Here is a 19,878-nt window from a genome sequence, read left to right on the forward strand (position 1 = left end):
TGGCGGTGAAGCTCGTCCCTTCGGCGGCTGATCGTCGTCTGCTCGACGAGAGCCGTGGCACCCGCGCGATGACGTGGATCATGGCGATCATGCTGTTCTTGACCGTGCTGGCCGGCGCGCTGGGGCTGGGAACGCGGTCCGCAGCGGTGTTGCTCGGGCGGCAACTGGCCGGGCGTCTGACGGTGCAGATCGTCGAACCGGTGGAGGCGCAGCGCAGCGCCCAGACGACCGCCGCGGTGGCGGCGCTGCGACGTCTGCCCGAGGTAACCCGCGTAAGGGAAGTCGATCGTGCTGAGCTGACGTCATTGCTGCGTCCCTGGCTCGGCAGCGATGGCGCGGACCCCGATTTGCCGATTCCGGCGCTGATCGATGTGGATCTCGGCAGCACCAGCGATGCCACACTGGCGCGCGTCGCACGGGCCGTCGCTGCGGTAGCGCCGACAGCGCGGCTCGACCGACAGGAAAGCTGGATGTCGCCGGTGGCTGATTTCATGACGATGGTGACGGGTCTGGCCTTCGCCTTGGTGATGCTGATGGCGGCGGCGACCGCGGCGGTAGTGATCCTCGCCGCGCGGGCGGGCCTCGAGACGCATCGCGACACGATCGAGGTGCTGCACATGCTGGGCTCCACCGACGTGCAGGTGTCGCGGCTGTTCCAGCGCCGTATCGCACTCGACACGTTTTTCGGCGGGGTATTGGGCACGGTGCTGGCGGGCGGCATGGTGGTGCTGATCGGGATGCAATTGCGCGCGCTCGGCTCCGATCTGCTCAGTGGGTTGACGCTCGGTACGGGCGATTGGCTGTTGCTCGCGCTGATGCCGGTCGCCTTCGCGCTACTGGCGACATTAGCCGCGCGTGCGGCGGTGACTGGCGCGCTGGGCCGCATCCTGTGATCAAGCGTCTGTTTGCTCTGGCGCTGATCGTGTACCTGCTCGGGTTCGCCGTGTTCATGCTGACGCTGGCGCAGCCTTTGCCGCCGCGCACCACCGATGCGATCGTCGTGCCGACCGGCGGGGCGGGGCGGATCGATCGCGGGCTGGTCCTGATGCAGGCGGCGGCGGCGAAGCGGATGCTGATCAGTGGTGTCGCACCGCAGGTGCTGCCGGGCGAACTGGCGGCCGAATACAAGGCGCCGAGGCAGCTATTCGCCTGTTGCATCGATCTCGGGCACGAGGCGGTCGACACGCAATCCAATGCCGAGGAAACCGCCGCCTGGGTATCCGCGCATCGCTATCGCTCGGTGCGGCTGGTGACGTCGGACTGGCATATGGCGCGCGCGCGGCTCGAACTGGTCCACGCGCTCGACAATGACGTGGAAGTGCTCGGCGACGGGGTGCCGAGCCATCCGCGCTTCGGGCTGCTGGTGGCGGAATACAACAAGTTGCTGTTGCGCCAGATCGCGCTGTGGACGGGATATGGCCGATGAATCGCTTGCGCACCTGGGTCTTCATGGCCGCCTTCTTCGGCGGATCGGTTCCGATCGTATTGATGGCGCCGGTGATGGCCATGTTCGGCACCGGCCCGCTGCGCCGCTGGGTGGTGTTCTGGACGCGCTATCACCGCTTCTGCGCGCGCTGGTTCATGGGCGTGCGCGTGGTGGTCAGCGGTACCATCCCGACCACGCCGGCGCTGTATGTCGGCAAACATCAGGCGATGTTCGAGACGTTCGAGATGGTCGCGCTGCTCGATGCCCCGGTGATCGTGCTCAAGAAGGAACTGGCCAATATTCCGGTCTGGGGATGGGCTGCGGAGCGGTATGGGATGATCGTCGTCGATCGCGACGGATCGGCGGCAGCGTTGCGCACGATGATGCGCGCTGGTCAGGCGGCGGCGGCGACGGGGCGTTCGGTAGTGATCTTTCCCGAAGGGACACGCGTCAAGCCGGGCGAGCAGCCGGAACTCAAGCCTGGATTCGTCGGGCTGTATCGCGCGCTGAAGCTGCCATTGGTGCCGGTGGCGATCGATAGCGGCGTGGTGTGGCCCAAGCATGGGCTGAAGAGCCCAGGGGTGATCCGCTTCGCGTTCCAAGAAGTTATTCCGCCGGGCGTTGGGCGGGAGGAGATCGTCGCGCGGGTACATGCCGCGATCAACGTACTGGATGTAGCCGCCACCTAGCGGCAGCCTATTCGTGGCTGCGCCCGAAATCGGGCGCCGGATCGTCCTGCCCCTGTTCGATGATCCCGCGGCGGATCGCCCGGGTGCGCGTGAAATGTTCGAATAGTTCCTCGCCCTTGCCGAGCCGGATCGCGCGTTGCAGTGCAGTGAGATCCTCGGAAAAGCGCTGCAGCATATCGAGCACTGCATCCTTGTTGGTCAGGAACACGTCGCGCCACATCGTCGGGTCGGAGGCGGCGATGCGGGTAAAGTCGCGAAACCCGCCGGCGGAATATTTGATCACTTCGGATTGTGTCACTTCCTCGAGATCCGAGGCGGTGCCGACGATCGTATAGGCGATGAGATGCGGCAGGTGGCTGGTGACGGCGAGCACCCGATCGTGATGCTCGGGCTCCATCATCTCGATATCCGCGCCCAAACGCCGCCAGAATTCGGCGACGCGCTCGACCGCGACCGGATCGGCACCCTCGCCCGGCGTGACGATGCACCAACGCTTGTGGAACAACGAGGCGAAGCCCGCTTCGGGGCCGCTGCGCTCGGTGCCGGCGACAGGGTGTGCCGGAATGATCGTTGCGTTCGGCAGCGCTTCGGTGAGCACGCGCAGCACTTCTGCCTTGGACGAGCCGACATCGCTGACGATCGCATCGGCCGGCAGATCAGCAGCGAATTCCGCCGCCGCTGACGCCATCGCGCCAACCGGCACGCACAGGATGACGAGATCGGCATCGATCACCGCCGCACCGGCCGAGTCCGCGACGTCATCGCAGAGCTGCAGGCGATCGGCGGTGGCGCGCACCTCCGGGTCGGCATCGTAGCCGGTGAGGCGCACGGTCGGCATGTGCACGCGGACGGCGCGGGTGATCGACGAGCCGATCAGCCCGAGCCCGATGATCGTCACGCGCGCGAACGGGAGCATCAGCCGGCGGCTTCGATCAAAGCGCGTAGTGCTGCCGCCACGCCCCTGGTCTCGTCCTCGGTGCCGATGGTGATGCGCAGCGCCTGAGGCAGGCCCTGACCGGGCAGCCAGCGGACGATATAGCCCGCGTCCATCAATCCCTTATAGGCGGCCTCGGCGGTGAGCTTGCCCTCAAACACCACGAGCACGAAGTTTGCCTGGCTGGGCACGGCGCGGAGACCCGCATTGCCAAGCTTGCCGATCTCGTCCGAGAACCAGCGCCTCCACTCGGCGTTGTGCGCGCGGGTGTGATCGACGAATTCGGTATCGCCGACCGCTGCTACCGCGGCAGCCGTGCCGGCGATGGTGATGCTGAACGGCAGGCGGATGCGGTGCATCGCCTCAATTATCTCGCGCGACGCATAGCCCCAACCGATGCGTTCGGCAGCGAGACCGTACATTTTCGAGAAGGTCCGCGTGACGAGCACGTTGGCGGCCGTTTCCGCCAGCGCCATGCCGCCATCCTCGGCATCGCCATCGATATATTCGGCATAGGCATGATCGAGCACGAGCAGGATATCGGGCCGCAACCCCGCGTGCAGGCGCGCGATCTCGGCCTTCGACGTATAGGTGCCGGTGGGATTGTTGGGATTGGCGACATAGACCATCACGGTCTTGTCAGTGACCGCCGCGAGGATCGCGTCGACATCCGTCGCATAATCCTTGTCCGGCGCGATGACCGGCACCGCACCGACCCGGCGCGTGGCGATCTCGTACACTGCAAAGCCGTAGCGGACATGGATAATCTCGTCGCCCAGGCCGGCAAAGGCGCCGGCGGCGAGATGCAGGATCTCGTCCGAGCCATTGCCGTAGATGATGCGCGCGGGATCGAGGCCGTGGCGGGCGGCAAGCGCCTCGCGCAGCTCGGTCGCGCTGGCATCGGGATAGCGCTCGAGCGTGTGCGCCGCCCCGGCAAAGGCGGCGCGCGCCGCCGGGCTGGTGCCCAGGGGGTTTTCGTTCGACGACAATTTGGCGACCTTGCGCCCGTCATCGGTGGTCGAGCGGCCGGGGATATAGGGCGCGATGGCCATGATCCAGGGTTTTGGCTGAGGTGCGGTCATGGTCCGGCGGCATAGCGGGCGGGGGGAAATTGACAAGCAGGCGCCGCTGACCCTAGCGCTTCGCGCGTGACCGACACCGATCTCCATACCGACGGGCGCTTTGGGCTGGACCGCCGCATCACGCTGCCCGGGCCGCTGCGGCTCGACGGCGGCGCGCTGCTGTCACCGCTGGACATCGCCTACGAGACCTATGGCACGCTGGACGCCGACGGCGGCAACGCGATCCTGATCTGCCACGCGCTGACCGGCGACCAGCATGTCGCCAGCAACCATCCGCGCACCGGCAAGCCGGGCTGGTGGGCGCGGATGGTGGGGCCGGGCAAGCCGATCGATCCGGCGCGGCATTTCATCGTCTGCGCCAACGTGCTGGGCAGCTGCATGGGATCGTCCGGGCCGGCGAGCATCAATCCGGCGATCGGGCAGCCCTGGGGCATGGCGTTTCCGGTGATCACGATCCGCGACATGGTGCGCGCGCAGGCGATGCTGCTCGACCATCTGGGGGTCGGCGCGCTGCTTGCGGTGGTCGGCGGATCGATGGGCGGGATGCAGGCGCTGAGCTGGCCGGCGACCTTCCCCGAGCGCGTCAAGGCGTGCGTCGTGATCGCCTCGACCGCGCGGCACACCGCGCAGAACATCGCCTTCCACGAGGTTGGGCGGCAGGCCGTGATGGCCGACCCCAAGTGGCGGAACGGAGACTATTACCAGGATCAGGATCCGCCCGCTGCCGGCCTCGCGGTAGCGCGGATGGCGGCGCACATCACCTATCTGTCGGAAGCCGGGCTGACCGAGAAATTCGGGCGGAAACTGCAGGCGCGCGAGACCAAGACGTTCGGGTTCGACGCCGATTTCCAGATCGAGAGCTATCTGCGGCACCAGGGGATCGCATTCGTCGATCGCTTCGATGCGAACTCGTACCTCTATATCACCCGCGCGATGGATTATTTCGATCTCGCCGAGGAACATGGCGGGCATCTCGCCAATGCGTTCAAGGCCAGCAAGGCACGCTTCTGTCTGGTGAGCTTCGATACCGACTGGCTGTACCCGACGTCTGAGTCGCGCGCGATCGTCCATGCGCTGAACGCCGCGGGCGCGCCGGTGAGCTTCGTCGAACTGTCGAGCCCGTTCGGGCATGACGCATTCCTGCTCGAGTCGCCGGAATTGAACCGCGTGGTCGACGGGTTTTTGAGGGCGGGCCTGTGAACGAGATCGAGCTTTCCGACGATAGGGCGCGGCTCGATATCGCGCGCATCCATGCATGGCTCGCATCGAGCTACTGGTCGCCGGGGATCGAGCGGTCACTGGTCGAGCGCGCGATGGCCGGGTCGCATTGCCTGGGCGCCTATCGCGGCGGCCATCAGATCGGCTTCGCCCGCGCGATCACCGATCATGCGACGTTTGCGTGGATCGCCGATGTATGGATCGACGAGGCCGCGCGCGGCGCGGGGCTGGGGCGCCGGATGGTCAGTTGGTTTGTCGATCATCCTGCGTTCGCCGGTATCAGGCGGATCGCCTTGGTGACGCTCGACGCGCACGGCGTGTACGAAGGCATCGGCTTCCACGCCCCGATCCGGCCTGAGCGGTACATGGAGCGGCTCGGCCCCGGCGTCGCCGACCTGCTGCGCGCCGCGCCATGAGCCTGCGCCCCGACCTTGCAATCATCGCCGATCATGTCGCGCACGGCGCCCGCGTGCTCGATGTCGGCTGCGGCGATGGCGCGCTGATGGCGGCGCTGCGCGATACGCGCGGCGTGGATGCGCGCGGGCTGGAGATCGATGGCGGCAATGTCGCCGCGGCGGTGTCGCGCGGCCTGTCGGTGATCCAGGGCGATGCCGATGTCGATCTGGCGGATTATCCCGACGCCAGCTTCGATTATGCGATCCTCAGCCAGACGCTGCAGACCGCGCGGCGCCCCGACGTGGTGCTCGACCATCTGCTGCGCATCGGGCGGCAGGCGTTCGTTTCCTTTCCCAACTTCGCGCATTGGCGCGTGCGCGCCTCGCTGTTGTGGGGCGGCCGCATGCCGGTGACGCCGCTGTTGCCCGAGCGCTGGTATGACACGCCCAACATCCACCATCTGACGATCGACGATTTTCGCAGCTTCGTGGCCGATCGCGGAATCGTGGTGGAGGGGGCGTGGTTTCTCTCGCGCGGCGTGGAGACGAGCTCGGCGGCGGCCAATTTTCGGGCCGAACATGCCGTCTTCCTGTTGAAACACTGATCGAAAGCAGCGGAACGGATCAGTCGGCCGATGGTTTGCACGCCATCAACACTATCGGAACCACCATGCCCGCCACTGCCCTGATCGTCGAAGACGAAATCTTCGTAGCGCTCGATCTGGAACGGATCCTGACGGATGCGGGCTACAAGGTGAAGGCGATCGCCGCCGACCGCACGACGGCAATCGAGGAAGCGGCCGAATGCAGCTTCGCGCTGGTCGACATCAATCTGCGCGATGGACCGACCGGCCCCGCGCTGGCGGACACGCTGGCGCGCGATTACGGGATGAAGGTGGTGTTCGTCACCGCCAACCCAGGACAGATCGGCAACGGTAGCGCGGCGCTTGGCTATGTCCGCAAGCCGTTCAGTGAGGCGGCGATCCTGGCGGCGGCGGCGCTGGCCTGCGCAGGGACGCCGGCGGCGAATGACGATCTCGTGCTGATGCGGCCCGCGAAAGCGCTGGAAGCCTAAGCCCTCCGGCCATACTATCCGTCATCCTGAACTTGATTCAGGATCCATCGGGCGGCGCGGACGAAGCGACCTTTCTATGCCGGACCTGCCCCAAGGCGGTTTCACCCCACACGATCGAATGTGCGGCGCGATGGATGCTGAATCCAGTTCAGCATGACGGTTTGGGTATAGGCCTTCAGCCCCGGCTGAGCGCCTTGGTGGGAATCCGCATTGTGACCACGAGGCCGCTCGGCCGCCAGTCGCGCGTCACCGTGCCGCCCAGCTGGCGCACGGCGCTCAGCTCGATCAGTTGCGAGCCGAAGCCGGTCTCGGCCGGCGGCGTATCGATCGCCGGGCCGCCGCTTTCCTGCCAACCGAGTATCGTGGCGTCGCCGTCGATCGCGCTCGACACATGGATCCGGCCGGCATCGCTGGATAGCGCGCCATATTTGGTCGCGTTGGTGGCGAGCTCGTGGAACAGCAGCGCCAGCGGCGTGGCCGAGCGGTCGTCGATCGCGACATCGTCGCCGGTGACGACGATCCGGGCGCCTTCGGCAGACTGATAGGGGCGGAACAGTTCGTCGAGCAGGCCGTGCAGGCTGTTCTGCTCGGCGGCGGGACGCGATCGCGCACTGTGCGGCCGCACGAAATCATGCGCCCGGCCGAGCGCGGTGACGCGCTCGCGCAGATCATCGGCAATGCCGCGAAAGTCCGGATTGGCGCGTGCCGAAAAGCCGATCAGCCCGGAAATGACGGCGAAGATGTTCTTGATGCGGTGGCTGAGTTCCTGCGAGATGATCTCGCGCTCCTCGCTCGCTTCCTTGGCCTGGTGGATATCCGTGCAGGTGCCGAACCAGCGCACGATCTCGCCAGCATCGTTGCGCAGTGGCAGCGCGCGGCCGAGCGTCCAGCGATAGCCGCCGTCGTGATGGCGCAGGCGATATTCGATCTGATAGGGCTCCCCGGTCGCCAGGCTATGCTGCCACAGCGCGCTGGCGCGCGCCTGATCGTCGGGGTGGAACATGCCGTTCCATTCCGCGCCGTCGGTCGAGCCTTCGGGCATGCCGGTAAATTCGTACCAGCGCGCGTTGTAATAATCGTGATAGCCGTCCGGCAGCGTCGACCACACCATCTGCGGCATGGAATCGGCGAGCACGCGGAAGCGGTTGTGGCTCTCGGTCAGCGCGCGGTGATTGGCGTTGTTCGAATCGCGCCACGACGCGGCGTCGCGGCTGTCGCGCAGCCGGGCCATGACCTGTTCGGCGAGCGTCGTCAGGCCCTGGCGCTGCAACGCGGTGAGCGCCGCACGCGGTTCGGTATCGATGATGCAGAGCGAGCCCATCGGCGTGCCATCGTCGGCGATCAACGGCGCGCCGGCATAGAAACGGATGTTGGGATCACCGGTGACCAAGGGATTGTCGGCGAAGCGCGGATCGCGCGTCGCATCGGGCATGACCATGATGTCGTCTTGCCGCATCGCGAAGGCGCAGAAGCTGGTTTCGCGCGGCGTTTCGGTCGCATCCAGACCGGTACGCGCGAGGAAGGTCTGACGCCGTTCCTCGACCAGGCTGACCAGCGCGATCGGCGCGTCGCACAATGCGGCCGCGAAATCGGTGATCGATTTGAGGTTCGCGGCATCGCGCAGCGATTCGATATCGTGGCTGGCGATGGCGCGCGCGCGCGCCGCCTCGTCGATCTGCCAGCCACCGGCGGCGGGCAGATCGAGCGCGGTTACATCGGTGGTATCAGGCGTGTGGTCGAGCCTCAAAACGGCACGTCGTCGTCGAGATCGTCAGCAAAGCTGCCTCGTCCGCCGCCCGACGATGCCCCGCCGCCGCCGGACGCGCCGCCACGACCGCCGCCATAGCCGCCGCCACCCGAACCGCCGCCAAAATCGTTACCGCCGCCGAAATCGTCGCGCGACCCGCCACCCGAACCGCCGCCGAAGCCGCCACCCGAACCACCGCCGCCGCCGCCGCCGCCCGCACCGGGCGCGCCATCGAGCATCGTCAGCACGGAATTGAAGCCCTGCAGCACGATCTCGGTGGAATATTTATCCTGGCCCTGTGCGTCCTGCCATTTGCGCGTCTTGAGCGCGCCTTCGATATAGACCTTGCTGCCCTTGCGCAGATAGCGCTCGGCGACGTTGGCGAGGCCTTCGTTGAAGATCGCCACCGAATGCCATTCGGTCGCTTCCTTGCGCTCGCCGGTATTCTTGTCCTTCCACGAATCCGACGTGGCGATCCGGAGATTGACCACCTTGCCGCCATTCTGGAAGCTCTTGCTTTCGGGATCGCGGCCGAGATTGCCGACGATGATCACCTTGTTGACGCTGCCCGCCATATTCCGAATTCCTAGCTGCCGGTCCTACAGACCGAGTCCCACCGCGGCCCAATAGGTCGCTCCAGCAGCGATGTAAGCGAGGGCGAACAAATAGCCAACCATGAAGGCGGGCCATTTCCAGCCATTGGTCTCGCGCCTGGTGACGGCGATCGTCGAGATGCATTGCGGCGCGAACACGAACCACATCAGGAAGGCGAGCGCGGTCGGCAGGCTCCAGCGGCCGCGCAGATTCTCGGCGAGCTTGCCCGCGCCGGCCTCGTCCTCGGGATTGTCGATCGCATAGACGGTGGCCATCGCGCCGACCGCCGCCTCGCGCGCGGCCATCGCCGGCAGCAGCGAGAGCGCGATATCGTGGTTGAAGCCGATCGGCGCGACGATCACTTCGATGCCGCTGGCGATGCGACCGGCGACCGAATATTCGCTCTGCTTCACGCCCGCCGGCGCGACCGGATAGCTCGCCAGTACCCAGAGCAAGGCGACGGTGACGGCGATCGTCGTGCCGGCGCGCTTGAGGAAGATCAGCGCGCGGCTCCACAGGCCGAGCGCAACGTCATTCAGGCGCGGCCACTGATATTTGGGCATTTCCATCATGAAGCCCGAGCTCGGCCCGGCGGTGACGGTGCGGCGCAGGATCAAGGCGGCGATATAGGCCGAGACGATGCCGAGCACATAGAGCGCGAACATCACCAGCCCCTGCAGCCCGACGAACGGCAGCACCTGCGTGTTGGGGATCAGCGCCCCGATCACCAGGGTATAGACCGGCAGCCGCGCCGAGCAGGTCATCAGCGGGGCGATCAGGATCGTGGTCAGCCGGTCCTTCTCGTCATCGATCGTGCGCGTCGCCATGATGCCGGGGACGGCGCAGGCGAAGCTCGAGAGCAGCGGGATGAACGCGCGCCCCGACAGGCCGACGCCGGCCATCAGCCGGTCCATCATGAACGCGGCGCGGACCATATAGCCGGTCGCCTCGAGCACCAGGATGAAGGTGAACAGGATCAGGATCTGTGGCAGGAAGACGATGACGGCGCCGACCCCGGCGATGAGGCCTTCGGTCAGGAAAGAGCGGACGAAGCCGGCGGGCAGCGCGGCGGTGACGCCGTTCTCGAGCGCCGCGAACAGGCTCTCGATCCAGCCGATCGGTGCCTGCGACCAGGCGAACACCGCCTGGAACATCAGGAACAGCAGGCCGAGCAGCAGGATCGGCCCGCTCACCGGGTGGAGCGCGATCGCATCCATCAGATGGGTCCATTTGCGGCCGCTGGTTTCCGCCACCGTCGCCTTGACCGACAGCGCGCGGGCGCGGCGCTGCAGCGTGACGATATCCTCGTCGACATGGCCGTGATTGGCGCGGACGCGCAGCGCGCCGCTGCCGATGATGCCGGACAGCCGGGCTTTGAGCTCCTCGAGCCCCTTCTTGCGCACCGCGACGGTCGGCACGACGGGCACGCCCAGCTCGCGCTCGAGCACCGCGGCGTCGAGCGTCAGGCCGTCGCGCGCAGCAAGATCGATCATGTTGAGCGCCACCACCACCGGCAGGCCGAGCGCGATCAGCTGCAGCGTGAAGCGCAGGTGATTGTCGAGGTTGGAGGCGTCGACGACGACGACGATCGCATCGGGCAGCCGTTCGCCTTCCTGCCGGCCGAGCATCACGTCGCGCGTGACGCGCTCGTCGGGGCTGCTCGGATCGAGGCTGTAGGCGCCGGGCAGATCGACCAGTTCGATCGGGCGGCCGTCGTCCAGCGCGAGTCGGCCGGAATGGCGCTCGACCGTGACGCCGGGATAATTGCCGACCTTCTGCCGCGCGCCGGTCAGCGCGTTGAACAGCGCGCTCTTGCCGGCATTGGGATTGCCGACCAGCGCGACCAGCGGAAGGATGCTCATTCGGTGTTAGGCAGGGAGCACGCGCACCGAAGCGGCGACGGCGCGGCGCAGCGCGACGGTCATGCGGCCGATGCGGCAGGCAATCGGGCCTTTGCCGAACGGCGAGCGGTGCAGCATCTCGATATCGACGCCCTCGTCGAAGCCGAGTTCGCGCAGGCGCCGCGCCTCGGGCACGCTCAGCCGCGTCCAATCGATCTGGGCGACGGTGGCGTGCGCATGGCGGGGCAGCTTTTCGAGGCTGACGGGAGTCGCAAAGGTGGCGGTCGCGTTCATGATGCGACTGATTATCAATAACTGACGGCGAAGGCTAGCAGCAAATTGCGATCGGCCCGCTGGATCGGTCGATCACACCGCCGGATAGCGCAGCCGGCCGATGAAGCGCGACAGGCTGGGGCGGTGCTCGGTGCGCGCCAGGAAGCCGGACTTGGCCTTCTCGAAGCGCATGATGCCCTCGATCCGGCGCGCGAGGAACGCCCTGGTGTCGGCCTGACCGGCGCTGTCGTCATCGAGGAACACCGTCAGCGTCGCGCCGTAGACGCCGGCGAGGATCGTGCGCTTGGTATAGTGATTGTAGTCGGTCGCGGTGTCGCCCGCGGCGCGCCACATCACGTCCGCGGCGTGCCAGCCGAGCTTCGCGGCGCGGGCGACGTTCTGCGGCATGGCGAGGATCGCCAACGCGCGGCGCAGCGCCTCGCGATCGGCGGCGACCGCGGCGAGCCGCGCTTCGACCAGCGCCGTGATCCGCGCGCGGATCTTGTACGTGGCGAGTCGCTCGGGCGGCAGCGCCGCGAGCATCGCGGCGTCGACATAAGCGAACCAGGCGGCGATCATTTCCACCGCGCCACCTGGAAAGGCGAGCAGCGCCACGTCGCGATCGATGCCGAGCGAGTCGGCGGCGGCATCGCGCGCGGGCGCGCCCCAGCCGTCGAACGCGGCATTACTGGCGATGCGCGGTGCGAGCGCGGCGCGAATTTCGTCCAATGTAGCGTCAGCGAACGAGGCGGGGGCGGAGAGAGCAGGGGTCATCGCGGTTCCTTCGCCGCCATTCTAGACCCGCCGCGCGGCGGCGCAACCACGGGCGTGCGGCCGACCAGCACCAGCGCGACCGCGACGAGCACTGCCCCGACCAGATCGGCGGCGCCGAGCGTCTCGTCATAGACGATCCAGCCGACCGCCGCGGCGACGATCGGCTGCGTCAGCAGCGCGAGCCCGATCACCAGCGGGGACAGCTTGCCCAGCGCGTACATCATCAGCCCTTGCCCGAGCAGCTGGCTGACCAGCACCAGCCCGAGCAAGGGCCACCAATCGTGCGGCCAGATCCGTTCGCCGAGCAGCGTGGCGGCGAGCAACAGCGGCAGGATCGCGGCCGCGCTGGCCAGGGCCAGCGCCGGCAGCGCCGCGGTCGTCTCGCGCACCCGAGCCATGATGATGAAGTACAAGGTGTAGAGCGTGCCGGCGAACAGGCAGAGCAGATCGCCGGCCAGGTTGCGCGGGTTGAGGCTGTACGATTGCCCCATCAGCAGCGCGCCGCCGATCGCCGCGAGCAGCAGCGCCAGCCCCTGGATCCGGCTCGGCCAGGCGCGCAGGACGATGAAGCCGTACAGGGGGAAGATCAGCGTCGCGCAATTGCCGAACAAGGTGGCGTTGGCCATCGTCGTGCGCAGGATGCCGAGATGCCAGCTGCCCAGATCGGCGGCGAAACTGACGCCGGCCACCCCGACCATCCACCATAAACCAGGGCGGAGCCCGGCAGGGCGCCAGCCGCCGCGCCAGGCGATCGCCAGCAGCAGGGGCGCGGCCAGCGCGACGCGCCAGAAGCCGGCCGCGACCGGGCCGGTATCCGCCAGCCGCACGAACCACGGCCCGAACGCCAATGCCACATTGCCGGCGATCAGCGCCGCAAAGGCCAGCCGGTTGGACCCGGTCGCGGGCGCGGTATCGGGCGCGGTTTCAGCCATGCTAGATTTTCTTGGGAAGCGCGGGATGCATGACGCGCTGTAGCCTCCTATCTTTGCTGCGTCACAGCAAAAGGAAGTCTCGTGCCCAGCCTGTTCGATCCCATCCAGCTCGGTGCGATCCAGTCGCCCAACCGCATTCTGATGGCACCGCTGACGCGCGGCCGTGCCGACAAGCAAGCTGTGCCGACCGATATCATGGTCGATTATTACACGCAGCGCGCCAGCGCCGGGCTGATCATCAGCGAAGCGACCGGGATCAGCCGCGAAGGGCTGGGCTGGCCGTTCGCGCCCGGTTTGTGGACCGACGCGCAGGTCGAGGCATGGAAGCCGGTCCCCGCGTCGGTCCATGCCGCGGGCGGGCGGATCATCGCGCAGCTCTGGCATATGGGCCGGCAGGTGCATTCCTCGGTGATCGGCGGGCAGCCGGTTTCGTCCTCGGCGACCGCCACTGCAGGAGAGGCGCATACTTATGAAGGTAAGCAGGCGTTCGAAACCGCGCGGCCGCTGACGCTGGACGAGATTCCCCGGTTGCTCGAGGATTATGCGCTGGCGACGAAGAACGCGCTCGCCGCCGGGTTCGATGGCGTTCAGGTGCATAGTGCCAACGGCTATCTGCTCGACCAATTCCTGCGCGACAACGCCAATTTCCGGGACGATCGCTATGGCGGCTCGGTCGAGAACCGCATTCGGCTGATGCGCGAAGTGGTCGAGCGCGTGGCCAGCGTGGCGGGCGCGGATCGCACCTCGATCCGCCTGTCGCCCAACGGCGAATCGCAGGGCGTGAACGACAGCAACCCGCAGCCCCTGTTCGTCGCGGCGGCCAAGGCGCTGGACGAAATCGGCATCGCCTTCCTCGAACTGCGCGAGCCGGGCCCCGAGGGAACGTTCGGGCGCACCGACGTGCCGAAACTGTCGCCGGCGATCCGCCAGGTGTTCAACGGGCCGCTGGTACTCAATTCCGATTACACGACGGTGGACGCGGCGCAGGCGGCGATCGATCGCGGCGTCGCCGACGCGGTGTCGTTCGGCCGGCCGTTCATCGCCAATCCCGATCTGCCGGCGCGGCTGCGCAGCGGCGCGCCGCTCGCTGAATCGGAGATGCGCACCTGGTACAGCCGGGGGCCGGAGGGCTATATCGACTTTCCGGCGCTGGAAACTGCGGCAGCCTGATCTGACCGCGCAATCGTACGCAGCGGGGCGGCCTCTTGAGGTCGCCCCGAATACCGACATCGGTCAGTGCCGGCCGATCATCATGCTCGGGTACCAAAGGCGATCTTGCCGCTTTGCCTGCCGCTGCTATTCGCAGGCGATGCCGTCGCCGTCGCCGTCCATTCCCGAGCGATAGCCGGGCTCGCCCGCATAGATCGGCGCTCTACCGGCGGCGCGAGGCTCGTCGCACCCTGCATACCAAACACTGGCTTCGCGTACCGCACGCGCAGCAGGTTCTTCGGTCAGTCGGCGCCAAGAAGAAAGCATTGGCCGCTCGAACACGACGCTGGCAACGGCGATCACGAGGCCAAATGCAACCGCCTTGCCCAAGGTGACGACAATCGTTCGTGTCTCGTCCTGTCTCGCCTTTTGTCGGTAGCGTGGGCCAAGCTTGATCGGCACAGCGCGGAAGGGCTTTTTTAAGCTCATCCCCGACGGTAAACGCAGCGTCGTGAACAAATCGTTTGAAGTTTAGTTGAGCGGCACGAACCTGAGCGGGAGGCCATCGCTCGGCTGTGGGATCGGCCAGGCCTGCCATTGGTCGCCCGAGCCGGGGGCCAGCTCGATGCGGTAGCGGCTGAGCAGGCCGGCCATCAGCAGTTTGATCTGCATCGTCGCGAAGTGCAGCCCGAGGCACATATGCGCGCCCCCGCCGAACGGCACCCAGGCATATTTGTGCCGTGCGCGGACCGCATCGGGCGTGAAGCGTAGCGGATCGAACGTATCGGGATCGGGCCAGAGCTCGGCCATGCGGTGCGTGTGCGCGACGTTGATGCCGATATGGGTGCCGGCGGGGATATCATAGCCGCCGAAGCGGAACGGCTTCAACGCGCGGCGCGGCAGCGAGGGGACCGGCGGGATCAGCCGCAGCGCTTCCTTGAACGCGTAATCGGTGAGCGCGAGGCGATCGAGCTGGCCATGCGGCACGCCGCCTGCGTCGTTGAGCCCAAGTGCGAGGATTTCTTCGCGCAGCTTATCCTGCCATTCGACATTGCGGCCGAGCAGCATGACCAGGCTGGTCGCCGACGAGGTGATCGTGTCGTGCGCCGCCATCATCAGGAAATTCATGTGATCGGCGATCGCCGCGTTCGACAGCGGCTGGCCGTCGTCATCCACGGCGCGGCAGAATTGCGAGAAGAAGTCCTGGCCTTCGCCGCCGCGGCGCTTGGGGATCTCGCGTTCGAACAAGTCGATAAGGTATGCGCGCGCCTTGACGCCACGGCGCATCTTGGTGCCGGGCAACGGCGCGCGGATCGGATCGATCGACGCCTGCACCTCGTCGACGAACGCCTGGTTGATGTGGTCCGCCTCGGGCCCCAGCGGCATACCGAAGAAACTGTCGGCGGCGAGATCGAGCGTGAGCTTCTTGATCGCGGCATAGAATTTGATCGGCTTGTTGCCCCAATCGGCGATCTGCGCGGTAATCCCCTGGCCCATCGCCTCGGCATAATGGCGCATCGGCTCTGGTTTGAACGCGACCGACAGGACCTTGCGGTCGGCGCGGTGCTTGTCGAAATCCATCAGCATCAGCCCGCGTGGGAACAGCAGGTTGAGCATCGGGCCCCAGCCCTGTTCGGACGAGAAGATCTTCTCGCGATCGAACAGGACGAGTTCGTTGGCATCGGGACCGAGCAGCACGATGTTCGGCCCGCCGAAACTGTTGTTGCGATAGACCGGGCCATAGGTTTCGGCCATGCGCTTGCCGAAGGCGACCGGATCCTTGAGCAGTTTCAGCGTGTTGCCGATGAAGGGCAGGCCGTTTTCGCCGGGAATCGCATCGAGCGCGCCGGGCGGCTGTCGCGGCAGCCAGTGCGGGTTGGCCTTGAAGCTATGTGCGAGCGCCATGCTGTCTCTCCCGTTACTGACAGGAGTATAAGTAACGGGGCCCTGTGGCGCAACCGGCGCGTATTACCGCGCGAACCGGCCCTGCAACGCGAGCATCGCGAGTGCCGCCTTGGCCGCTTCGCCGCCCTTGTCCTTCTCGTCCTTCTTCGCGCGGGTCAGCGCCTGCGCCTCGTTCTCGGTGGTCAGGATGCCGTTGCCGATCGCCAGCCCGTCCATCGACAGCGCCATCAGGCCGCGCGCGGATTCGCCGGCGACGATCTCGAAATGATAGGTCTCGCCGCGGATCACCACGCCCAAGGCAACATAGGCGTCGTAACGCCCGCTGTCCGCCGCCAGCGCGATCGCGCCGGGCACTTCGAGCGCGCCGGGCACGGTAATCGTTTCATGGGCATGGCCGGCGGCTTCGATCGCGCTGCGCGCGCCCTCCAGCAGCAGGTCGTTGAGGTGATCGTAGAAGCGCGCTTCGACGATGAGGAGTTTGGCCATGTGCAGTCCTTAACCTGATAGGAGAGGCGGTTATTCGCCGCCGGTGCCCGGGATCGGCTGTTCGCCGACGATCGACAGGCCATAGCCTTCGAGCCCGACCAATGTGTGGTGCGTGTTGGTCAGCAGGATCATTTCCTCGACGCCGAGCTCGGCGAGGATCTGCGCGCCGACGCCATAGTCGCGCAATTCCTCGACCTCGGGCGCGCCGGCGCCTTTGCCTTCACCGCGCAGCTTGATGAAGCGCGAGACGCTGTCCTTCATCGGGCGGTTGATCACCACGATCACGCCGCTGCCCGCCCCCGCGATCAGCTCCATCGCGCCCGACAGCAGCCCGGCGCGCTCGTTCTGCTCGCCGAACATGTCGACGAAATAGGACGCGGTGTGCATGCGCACGAGCGTCGGCTTGCTCGGGTCGATCCAGCCTTTGACCAAGGCGATTGTCTCGTCGCCGGTGGCCTTGTTGAAGAAGGTCATCGCCTTCCAGTCGCCGCCCCATTTGCTTTCGAAGCTCATTTCCGCGCGCTTCTCGACCAGATGGTCGTGGCGGCGGCGATAGGCGATGAGATCGCGGATCGTGCCCATCTTGAGGTTGTGCAGCCGGGCGAAGGCGACGAGATCGTCCATCCGCGCCATCGTGCCGTCGTCGCGCATGATCTCGCAGATCACGCCCGAGGGGTTGAGTCCGGCCAATCGCGCGACATCGACCGCCGCCTCGGTATGCCCGGCGCGGACCAGCACGCCGCCATCGCGCGCGACCAGCGGGAAGACATGGCCCGGCGTGACGATGTCGTCCCGGCCCTTCGAGGCATCGATCGCCACCGAGATGGTGCGCGCGCGGTCAGCCGCGGAAATGCCGGTGGTGACGCCGTCGCGCGCCTCGATCGAGGTGGTGAAGGCGGTTTCGTGGCGCGTGCCGTTGGCGCGGCTCATCAGTTCCAGGCCGAGCGCATCGGTGCGCGTCTTGCTCATCGCCAGGCAGATCAGCCCGCGGCCGTGCGTGGCCATGAAGTTGATCGCATCGGGCGTCGCCATCTGCGCCGGGATGATCAGATCGCCTTCATTCTCGCGATCCTCGTCATCGACCAGGATGAACATGCGGCCGTTGCGCGCCTCGTCGATGATCTCCTCGATCGAGACCAGAGCCGGCGTGTCGTCATTGGCGAAGATGAAGGTTTCGAGCTTGCGCAGCGTGTCGGCGGTCGGGTTCCAGTCGGGCTGGTCGAGATCGCGCAGCGTGTTGGCGTGGAGGCCGGCGGCGCGGGCGAGGCCGGACCGCGACATGCCGCCATCGGTGACGAGGGCGCGCAGCTTGCTGATCAATATCGTGCTCATAGCACGGGATAATCACATCGAGATGTGATCGTCAATGCGCCAAATCACATCAGCTTGGCAGAAACGACTTCATCCGGCCGAGATAGCGCGCGAGGACGTCGATCTCGATGTTGATCGCGTCGCCTTCCGCCAGCCCGTCGAAGGTCGTGACGGCGGCGGTGTGCGGGATGATATTGACCCCGATCGTCACCTGACCGGCACTGTCGGTAACCTCGTTGACGGTGAGCGATACGCCATCGAGCGTGATCGAGCCCTTCTCCGCGACGAACGGCGCGATGTCGGGGCCGGCGGTGACGCGGAAGCGTTTCGAGCCGCCCTCGTCGGCGATCGAGGCGATCGTGCCGATGCCGTCGACATGGCCGGTGACGATATGCCCGCCGAGTTCCTCGCCCAGTTTGAGCGCGCGTTCGAGATTGAGCCGGCGGCCGGCGGTCCATTGGCCGCGTGCGGTGCGGCTGATCGTCTCGCCCGAGACGTCGACCGCGAACCACTTGCCGTCGCTGTCCGCGCCCTTGTCGATCACCGTCAGGCACACGCCCGAGCAGGAAATTGACGCGCCGAGATCGATCGAGTCGGGATCATAGGCGGTGCGGATGATGACGCGCGTGTCCTCGACCGTCTCGACGCTCGAGATCGTGCCGATGTCGCTGACGATGCCGGTGAACATGGGTGTTAGCTCCTGAGGCGTTCGTAAATGTCGAGCCGGTCGCTGCCAAGCCGCCGCGTATCGTGCAGCGCCCAGCGGCCATGCGCGGCGGCGAGGTCGGTAAGGCCGATATCCGGCAACGTGCGCCCGCCGCCAATCAGGATCGGTGCGCGGTACAGCAACAGGCGATCGACCAGATCGGCGCGAAGGAAGGCGGCAGCGGTCTCGGCGCCGCCCTCGACGAGAAGATGGTCGATACCGGCGAGGGAGACGATATCGGCGGGCGATTCGATTCGACTCCAACCGTTATCGTGACGGGATGTGGACAGGACGACGCGCCTCGGTGCACGGTCCTCCAACCCGGGCAGGCGCACATCCAGCGCGGGCGCATCCGCCTCCAGCGTACCGCGCCCGACCAGGATCGCATCGCTGCGTGCCCGCTCGACATGTGCATGCGCGCGCGATTCCGGCCCGGTGATCCACTTGCTTGTGCCGGCGGGCATCGCCACCGCGCCATCCAGCGACAGCGCCAGTTTCAGCGTGACGAACGGGCGGTCCAGCGCATGGCGGGCAAGAAACCCGGCCATCGACCGGCGCGCCTCAGCGGCATGGATGCCAACCGTTACCGCGATCCCCGCCGCCCGGAGCCGCGCGATCCCGGCGCCATCGGTCCGCGCGTCCGGATCGCCGAGCGCGACGACGACGCGCGCCACGCCCGCCGCGACGAGCAGATCGGCGCAGGCCGGGCCGCGCGGCGAGGCGTGCGCGCAGGGCTCCAGCGTCACATAGGCGGTCGCGCCGCGCGCCGCGTCGCCGGCCTGGGCCAGCGCCACCGCCTCGGCATGCGGCCGCCCGCCCGGTTGCGTCCAGCCGCGGCCGATCAGCCGGCCGCCATGCACGATCACGCAGCCGACATTGGGATTGGGCGCGGTCCGGCCACGGCCGCGCTCGGCGAGCGCTAGCGCCGTGGCCATGAACCGGGAGTCGCTCAGATGCCGAACTTCTCGAGCTTGTCGTTCAGCTTCTTATAGTCCTGCTGGATCTTCTTCTGCCGCGCGGCTTCCGCGGCCTTGCGCTTGGCCTCGATCGGCCCGTCGATCTTCTGCTGGGCGATGATCTGCGCGTCGGTGCGGTCGGCCGGCCATTGCTCGATATAGGTGATCTCGCGGTGATAGACTGGCACTTCGTGGCTATCGATCGTGAAAGCGACGAGCAGCGACCCGAACAGCGCGACCGAGAGCAGCAGGAAACCGAGCTTGTGCGGCCCTTCCTGTGCGAGATAGCTGCGCAAATCGTTGATCGCGCGCACGATGTTGAGGTGGCGGAAGAACTGCATGGCGCCCAAGATAAGCGCGCAGGGCGGCGGATGCCAGCCCTGCG

The 19,878-nt window shown here is 66.8% G+C and carries 23 protein-coding genes; 8 read left to right on the forward strand and 15 right to left on the reverse strand.

Going from position 1 to position 19,878, the window contains the following annotated elements; genetic code table 11:
• The first annotated feature begins 5 nt into the window (after positions 1–5).
• From NV401_RS08430 to NV401_RS08440, 3 genes are read left to right on the forward strand one after another with little or no spacing between them, the layout of a single operon-like run.
• Positions 6–893, forward strand: coding sequence for a cell division protein FtsX (locus tag NV401_RS08430; RefSeq protein ID WP_380815538.1), 888 nt, complete (start codon positions 6–8; stop codon positions 891–893).
• Complete coding sequence (locus NV401_RS08435) at positions 890–1,426, forward strand: YdcF family protein (protein WP_261293948.1); 537 nt, start codon at positions 890–892, stop codon at positions 1,424–1,426. Before NV401_RS08430 ends, NV401_RS08435 begins: the two co-directional genes overlap by 4 nt.
• Entirely contained in the window at positions 1,423–2,115 is a 693-nt protein-coding gene (locus NV401_RS08440) for a lysophospholipid acyltransferase family protein (RefSeq protein WP_261293949.1), read from the forward strand. The genes NV401_RS08435 and NV401_RS08440 overlap by 4 nt, the downstream gene beginning before the upstream one ends.
• 7 nt (positions 2,116–2,122) lie before the next feature.
• Here NV401_RS08440 and NV401_RS08445 read toward each other — a convergent pair whose 3' ends face one another.
• The gene (locus NV401_RS08445) at positions 2,123–3,031 is read right to left on the reverse strand and encodes a prephenate/arogenate dehydrogenase family protein (protein ID WP_261293950.1); all 909 of its coding nucleotides are present in this window, start codon (positions 3,029–3,031) and stop codon (positions 2,123–2,125) included.
• Positions 3,031–4,131 (reverse strand): histidinol-phosphate transaminase, encoded by a 1,101-nt coding sequence (gene hisC, locus NV401_RS08450; RefSeq protein ID WP_261293951.1) that lies wholly within the window; start codon positions 4,129–4,131, stop codon positions 3,031–3,033. The genes NV401_RS08445 and hisC overlap by 1 nt, the downstream gene beginning before the upstream one ends.
• A gap of 66 nt (positions 4,132–4,197) precedes the next feature.
• Here hisC and metX point away from each other — a divergent pair, with 66 nt between their 5' ends.
• The 4 genes from metX to NV401_RS08470 all read left to right on the forward strand — a co-directional run bounded on the left by metX (position 4,198) and on the right by NV401_RS08470 (position 6,819).
• The gene (metX, locus tag NV401_RS08455) at positions 4,198–5,331 is read left to right on the forward strand and encodes a homoserine O-acetyltransferase MetX (RefSeq protein ID WP_261293952.1); all 1,134 of its coding nucleotides are present in this window, start codon (positions 4,198–4,200) and stop codon (positions 5,329–5,331) included.
• A complete protein-coding gene (locus NV401_RS08460; RefSeq protein WP_261293953.1) occupies positions 5,328–5,765 on the forward strand; it encodes a GNAT family N-acetyltransferase in 438 nt (145 codons plus the stop codon). Before metX ends, NV401_RS08460 begins: the two co-directional genes overlap by 4 nt.
• Positions 5,762–6,349 (forward strand): methionine biosynthesis protein MetW, encoded by a 588-nt coding sequence (gene metW, locus NV401_RS08465; RefSeq protein ID WP_261293954.1) that lies wholly within the window; start codon positions 5,762–5,764, stop codon positions 6,347–6,349. Before NV401_RS08460 ends, metW begins: the two co-directional genes overlap by 4 nt.
• Before the next feature lie 65 nt (positions 6,350–6,414).
• On the forward strand, positions 6,415–6,819 hold the full coding sequence (locus NV401_RS08470; protein WP_261293955.1) for a response regulator: 405 nt from the start codon (positions 6,415–6,417) through the stop codon (positions 6,817–6,819).
• A 175-nt stretch (positions 6,820–6,994) separates the two neighbouring features.
• Here NV401_RS08470 and NV401_RS08475 read toward each other — a convergent pair whose 3' ends face one another.
• The 6 genes from NV401_RS08475 to NV401_RS08500 all read right to left on the reverse strand — a co-directional run bounded on the left by NV401_RS08475 (position 6,995) and on the right by NV401_RS08500 (position 12,980).
• Positions 6,995–8,518 (reverse strand): sensor histidine kinase, encoded by a 1,524-nt coding sequence (locus tag NV401_RS08475; protein ID WP_261294071.1) that lies wholly within the window; start codon positions 8,516–8,518, stop codon positions 6,995–6,997.
• A gap of 44 nt (positions 8,519–8,562) precedes the next feature.
• Positions 8,563–9,141, reverse strand: a complete 579-nt coding sequence (gene ssb / locus NV401_RS08480; RefSeq protein WP_261293956.1) for a single-stranded DNA-binding protein — start codon at positions 9,139–9,141, stop codon at positions 8,563–8,565.
• 24 nt (positions 9,142–9,165) lie between these two features.
• A complete protein-coding gene (feoB, locus tag NV401_RS08485; RefSeq protein WP_261293957.1) occupies positions 9,166–11,022 on the reverse strand; it encodes a ferrous iron transporter B in 1,857 nt (618 codons plus the stop codon).
• Positions 11,023–11,028: 6 nt separating this feature from the next.
• Positions 11,029–11,295, reverse strand: coding sequence for a FeoA family protein (locus tag NV401_RS08490; protein WP_261293958.1), 267 nt, complete (start codon positions 11,293–11,295; stop codon positions 11,029–11,031).
• A 72-nt stretch (positions 11,296–11,367) separates the two neighbouring features.
• Positions 11,368–12,048 (reverse strand): COQ9 family protein, encoded by a 681-nt coding sequence (locus NV401_RS08495; protein ID WP_261293959.1) that lies wholly within the window; start codon positions 12,046–12,048, stop codon positions 11,368–11,370.
• A complete protein-coding gene (locus tag NV401_RS08500; RefSeq protein WP_261293960.1) occupies positions 12,045–12,980 on the reverse strand; it encodes a DMT family transporter in 936 nt (311 codons plus the stop codon). Before NV401_RS08500 ends, NV401_RS08495 begins: the two co-directional genes overlap by 4 nt.
• Before the next feature lie 81 nt (positions 12,981–13,061).
• On the opposite strand from NV401_RS08500, the gene NV401_RS08505 reads away from it, so the two are divergent.
• On the forward strand, positions 13,062–14,150 hold the full coding sequence (locus tag NV401_RS08505) for an alkene reductase (protein ID WP_261293961.1): 1,089 nt from the start codon (positions 13,062–13,064) through the stop codon (positions 14,148–14,150).
• Between the two features lie 126 nt (positions 14,151–14,276).
• On the opposite strand, the gene NV401_RS08510 is transcribed toward NV401_RS08505, so the two are convergent.
• The 7 genes from NV401_RS08510 to NV401_RS08540 all read right to left on the reverse strand — a co-directional run bounded on the left by NV401_RS08510 (position 14,277) and on the right by NV401_RS08540 (position 19,834).
• Positions 14,277–14,648: an excalibur calcium-binding domain-containing protein gene (locus tag NV401_RS08510; RefSeq protein ID WP_261293962.1), complete on the reverse strand. Its 372-nt coding sequence runs from the start codon at positions 14,646–14,648 to the stop codon at positions 14,277–14,279.
• Between the two features lie 12 nt (positions 14,649–14,660).
• A complete protein-coding gene (locus NV401_RS08515) occupies positions 14,661–16,034 on the reverse strand; it encodes a cytochrome P450 (protein ID WP_261293963.1) in 1,374 nt (457 codons plus the stop codon).
• A 63-nt stretch (positions 16,035–16,097) separates the two neighbouring features.
• Entirely contained in the window at positions 16,098–16,520 is a 423-nt protein-coding gene (ribH, locus tag NV401_RS08520; RefSeq protein WP_261293964.1) for a 6,7-dimethyl-8-ribityllumazine synthase, read from the reverse strand.
• A gap of 30 nt (positions 16,521–16,550) precedes the next feature.
• Positions 16,551–17,852 carry a 3,4-dihydroxy-2-butanone-4-phosphate synthase gene (gene ribB / locus NV401_RS08525; protein WP_261293965.1) on the reverse strand — a complete coding sequence of 434 codons (1,302 nt, stop codon included), beginning with the start codon at positions 17,850–17,852 and terminating at the stop codon, positions 16,551–16,553.
• A gap of 49 nt (positions 17,853–17,901) precedes the next feature.
• Positions 17,902–18,519, reverse strand: a complete 618-nt coding sequence (locus NV401_RS08530; protein WP_261293966.1) for a riboflavin synthase — start codon at positions 18,517–18,519, stop codon at positions 17,902–17,904.
• Between the two features lie 5 nt (positions 18,520–18,524).
• A complete protein-coding gene (gene ribD / locus NV401_RS08535) occupies positions 18,525–19,472 on the reverse strand; it encodes a bifunctional diaminohydroxyphosphoribosylaminopyrimidine deaminase/5-amino-6-(5-phosphoribosylamino)uracil reductase RibD (protein ID WP_261293967.1) in 948 nt (315 codons plus the stop codon).
• A gap of 14 nt (positions 19,473–19,486) precedes the next feature.
• Positions 19,487–19,834 (reverse strand): hypothetical protein, encoded by a 348-nt coding sequence (locus tag NV401_RS08540; RefSeq protein WP_261293968.1) that lies wholly within the window; start codon positions 19,832–19,834, stop codon positions 19,487–19,489.
• Positions 19,835–19,878: the final 44 nt, after the last annotated feature.

This window comes from Sphingomonas hylomeconis, assembly GCF_025370105.1.
GTDB classification, from domain to species: domain Bacteria; phylum Pseudomonadota; class Alphaproteobacteria; order Sphingomonadales; family Sphingomonadaceae; genus Sphingomonas; species Sphingomonas hylomeconis.

Excerpts from the sequence above, each read along its gene's own strand:
- NV401_RS08440 (WP_261293949.1), top strand. The coding sequence starts at position 1,423 with ATGAATCGCTTGCGCACCTGGGTCTTCATGGCCGCCTTCTTCGGCGGA.
- NV401_RS08445 (WP_261293950.1), bottom strand. The coding sequence starts at position 3,031 with ATGCTCCCGTTCGCGCGCGTGACGATCATCGGGCTCGGGCTGATCGGC.
- hisC (WP_261293951.1), bottom strand. The coding sequence starts at position 4,131 with ATGACCGCACCTCAGCCAAAACCCTGGATCATGGCCATCGCGCCCTAT.
- metW (WP_261293954.1), top strand. The coding sequence starts at position 5,762 with ATGAGCCTGCGCCCCGACCTTGCAATCATCGCCGATCATGTCGCGCAC.
- NV401_RS08470 (WP_261293955.1), top strand. The coding sequence starts at position 6,415 with ATGCCCGCCACTGCCCTGATCGTCGAAGACGAAATCTTCGTAGCGCTC.
- ssb (WP_261293956.1), bottom strand. The coding sequence starts at position 9,141 with ATGGCGGGCAGCGTCAACAAGGTGATCATCGTCGGCAATCTCGGCCGC.
- feoB (WP_261293957.1), bottom strand. The coding sequence starts at position 11,022 with ATGAGCATCCTTCCGCTGGTCGCGCTGGTCGGCAATCCCAATGCCGGC.
- NV401_RS08490 (WP_261293958.1), bottom strand. The coding sequence starts at position 11,295 with ATGAACGCGACCGCCACCTTTGCGACTCCCGTCAGCCTCGAAAAGCTG.
- NV401_RS08495 (WP_261293959.1), bottom strand. The coding sequence starts at position 12,048 with ATGACCCCTGCTCTCTCCGCCCCCGCCTCGTTCGCTGACGCTACATTG.
- NV401_RS08500 (WP_261293960.1), bottom strand. The coding sequence starts at position 12,980 with ATGGCTGAAACCGCGCCCGATACCGCGCCCGCGACCGGGTCCAACCGG.
- NV401_RS08515 (WP_261293963.1), bottom strand. The coding sequence starts at position 16,034 with ATGGCGCTCGCACATAGCTTCAAGGCCAACCCGCACTGGCTGCCGCGA.
- ribH (WP_261293964.1), bottom strand. The coding sequence starts at position 16,520 with ATGGCCAAACTCCTCATCGTCGAAGCGCGCTTCTACGATCACCTCAAC.
- ribB (WP_261293965.1), bottom strand. The coding sequence starts at position 17,852 with ATGAGCACGATATTGATCAGCAAGCTGCGCGCCCTCGTCACCGATGGC.
- NV401_RS08530 (WP_261293966.1), bottom strand. The coding sequence starts at position 18,519 with ATGTTCACCGGCATCGTCAGCGACATCGGCACGATCTCGAGCGTCGAG.
- ribD (WP_261293967.1), bottom strand. The coding sequence starts at position 19,472 with ATGGCCACGGCGCTAGCGCTCGCCGAGCGCGGCCGTGGCCGGACCGCG.
- NV401_RS08540 (WP_261293968.1), bottom strand. The coding sequence starts at position 19,834 with ATGCAGTTCTTCCGCCACCTCAACATCGTGCGCGCGATCAACGATTTG.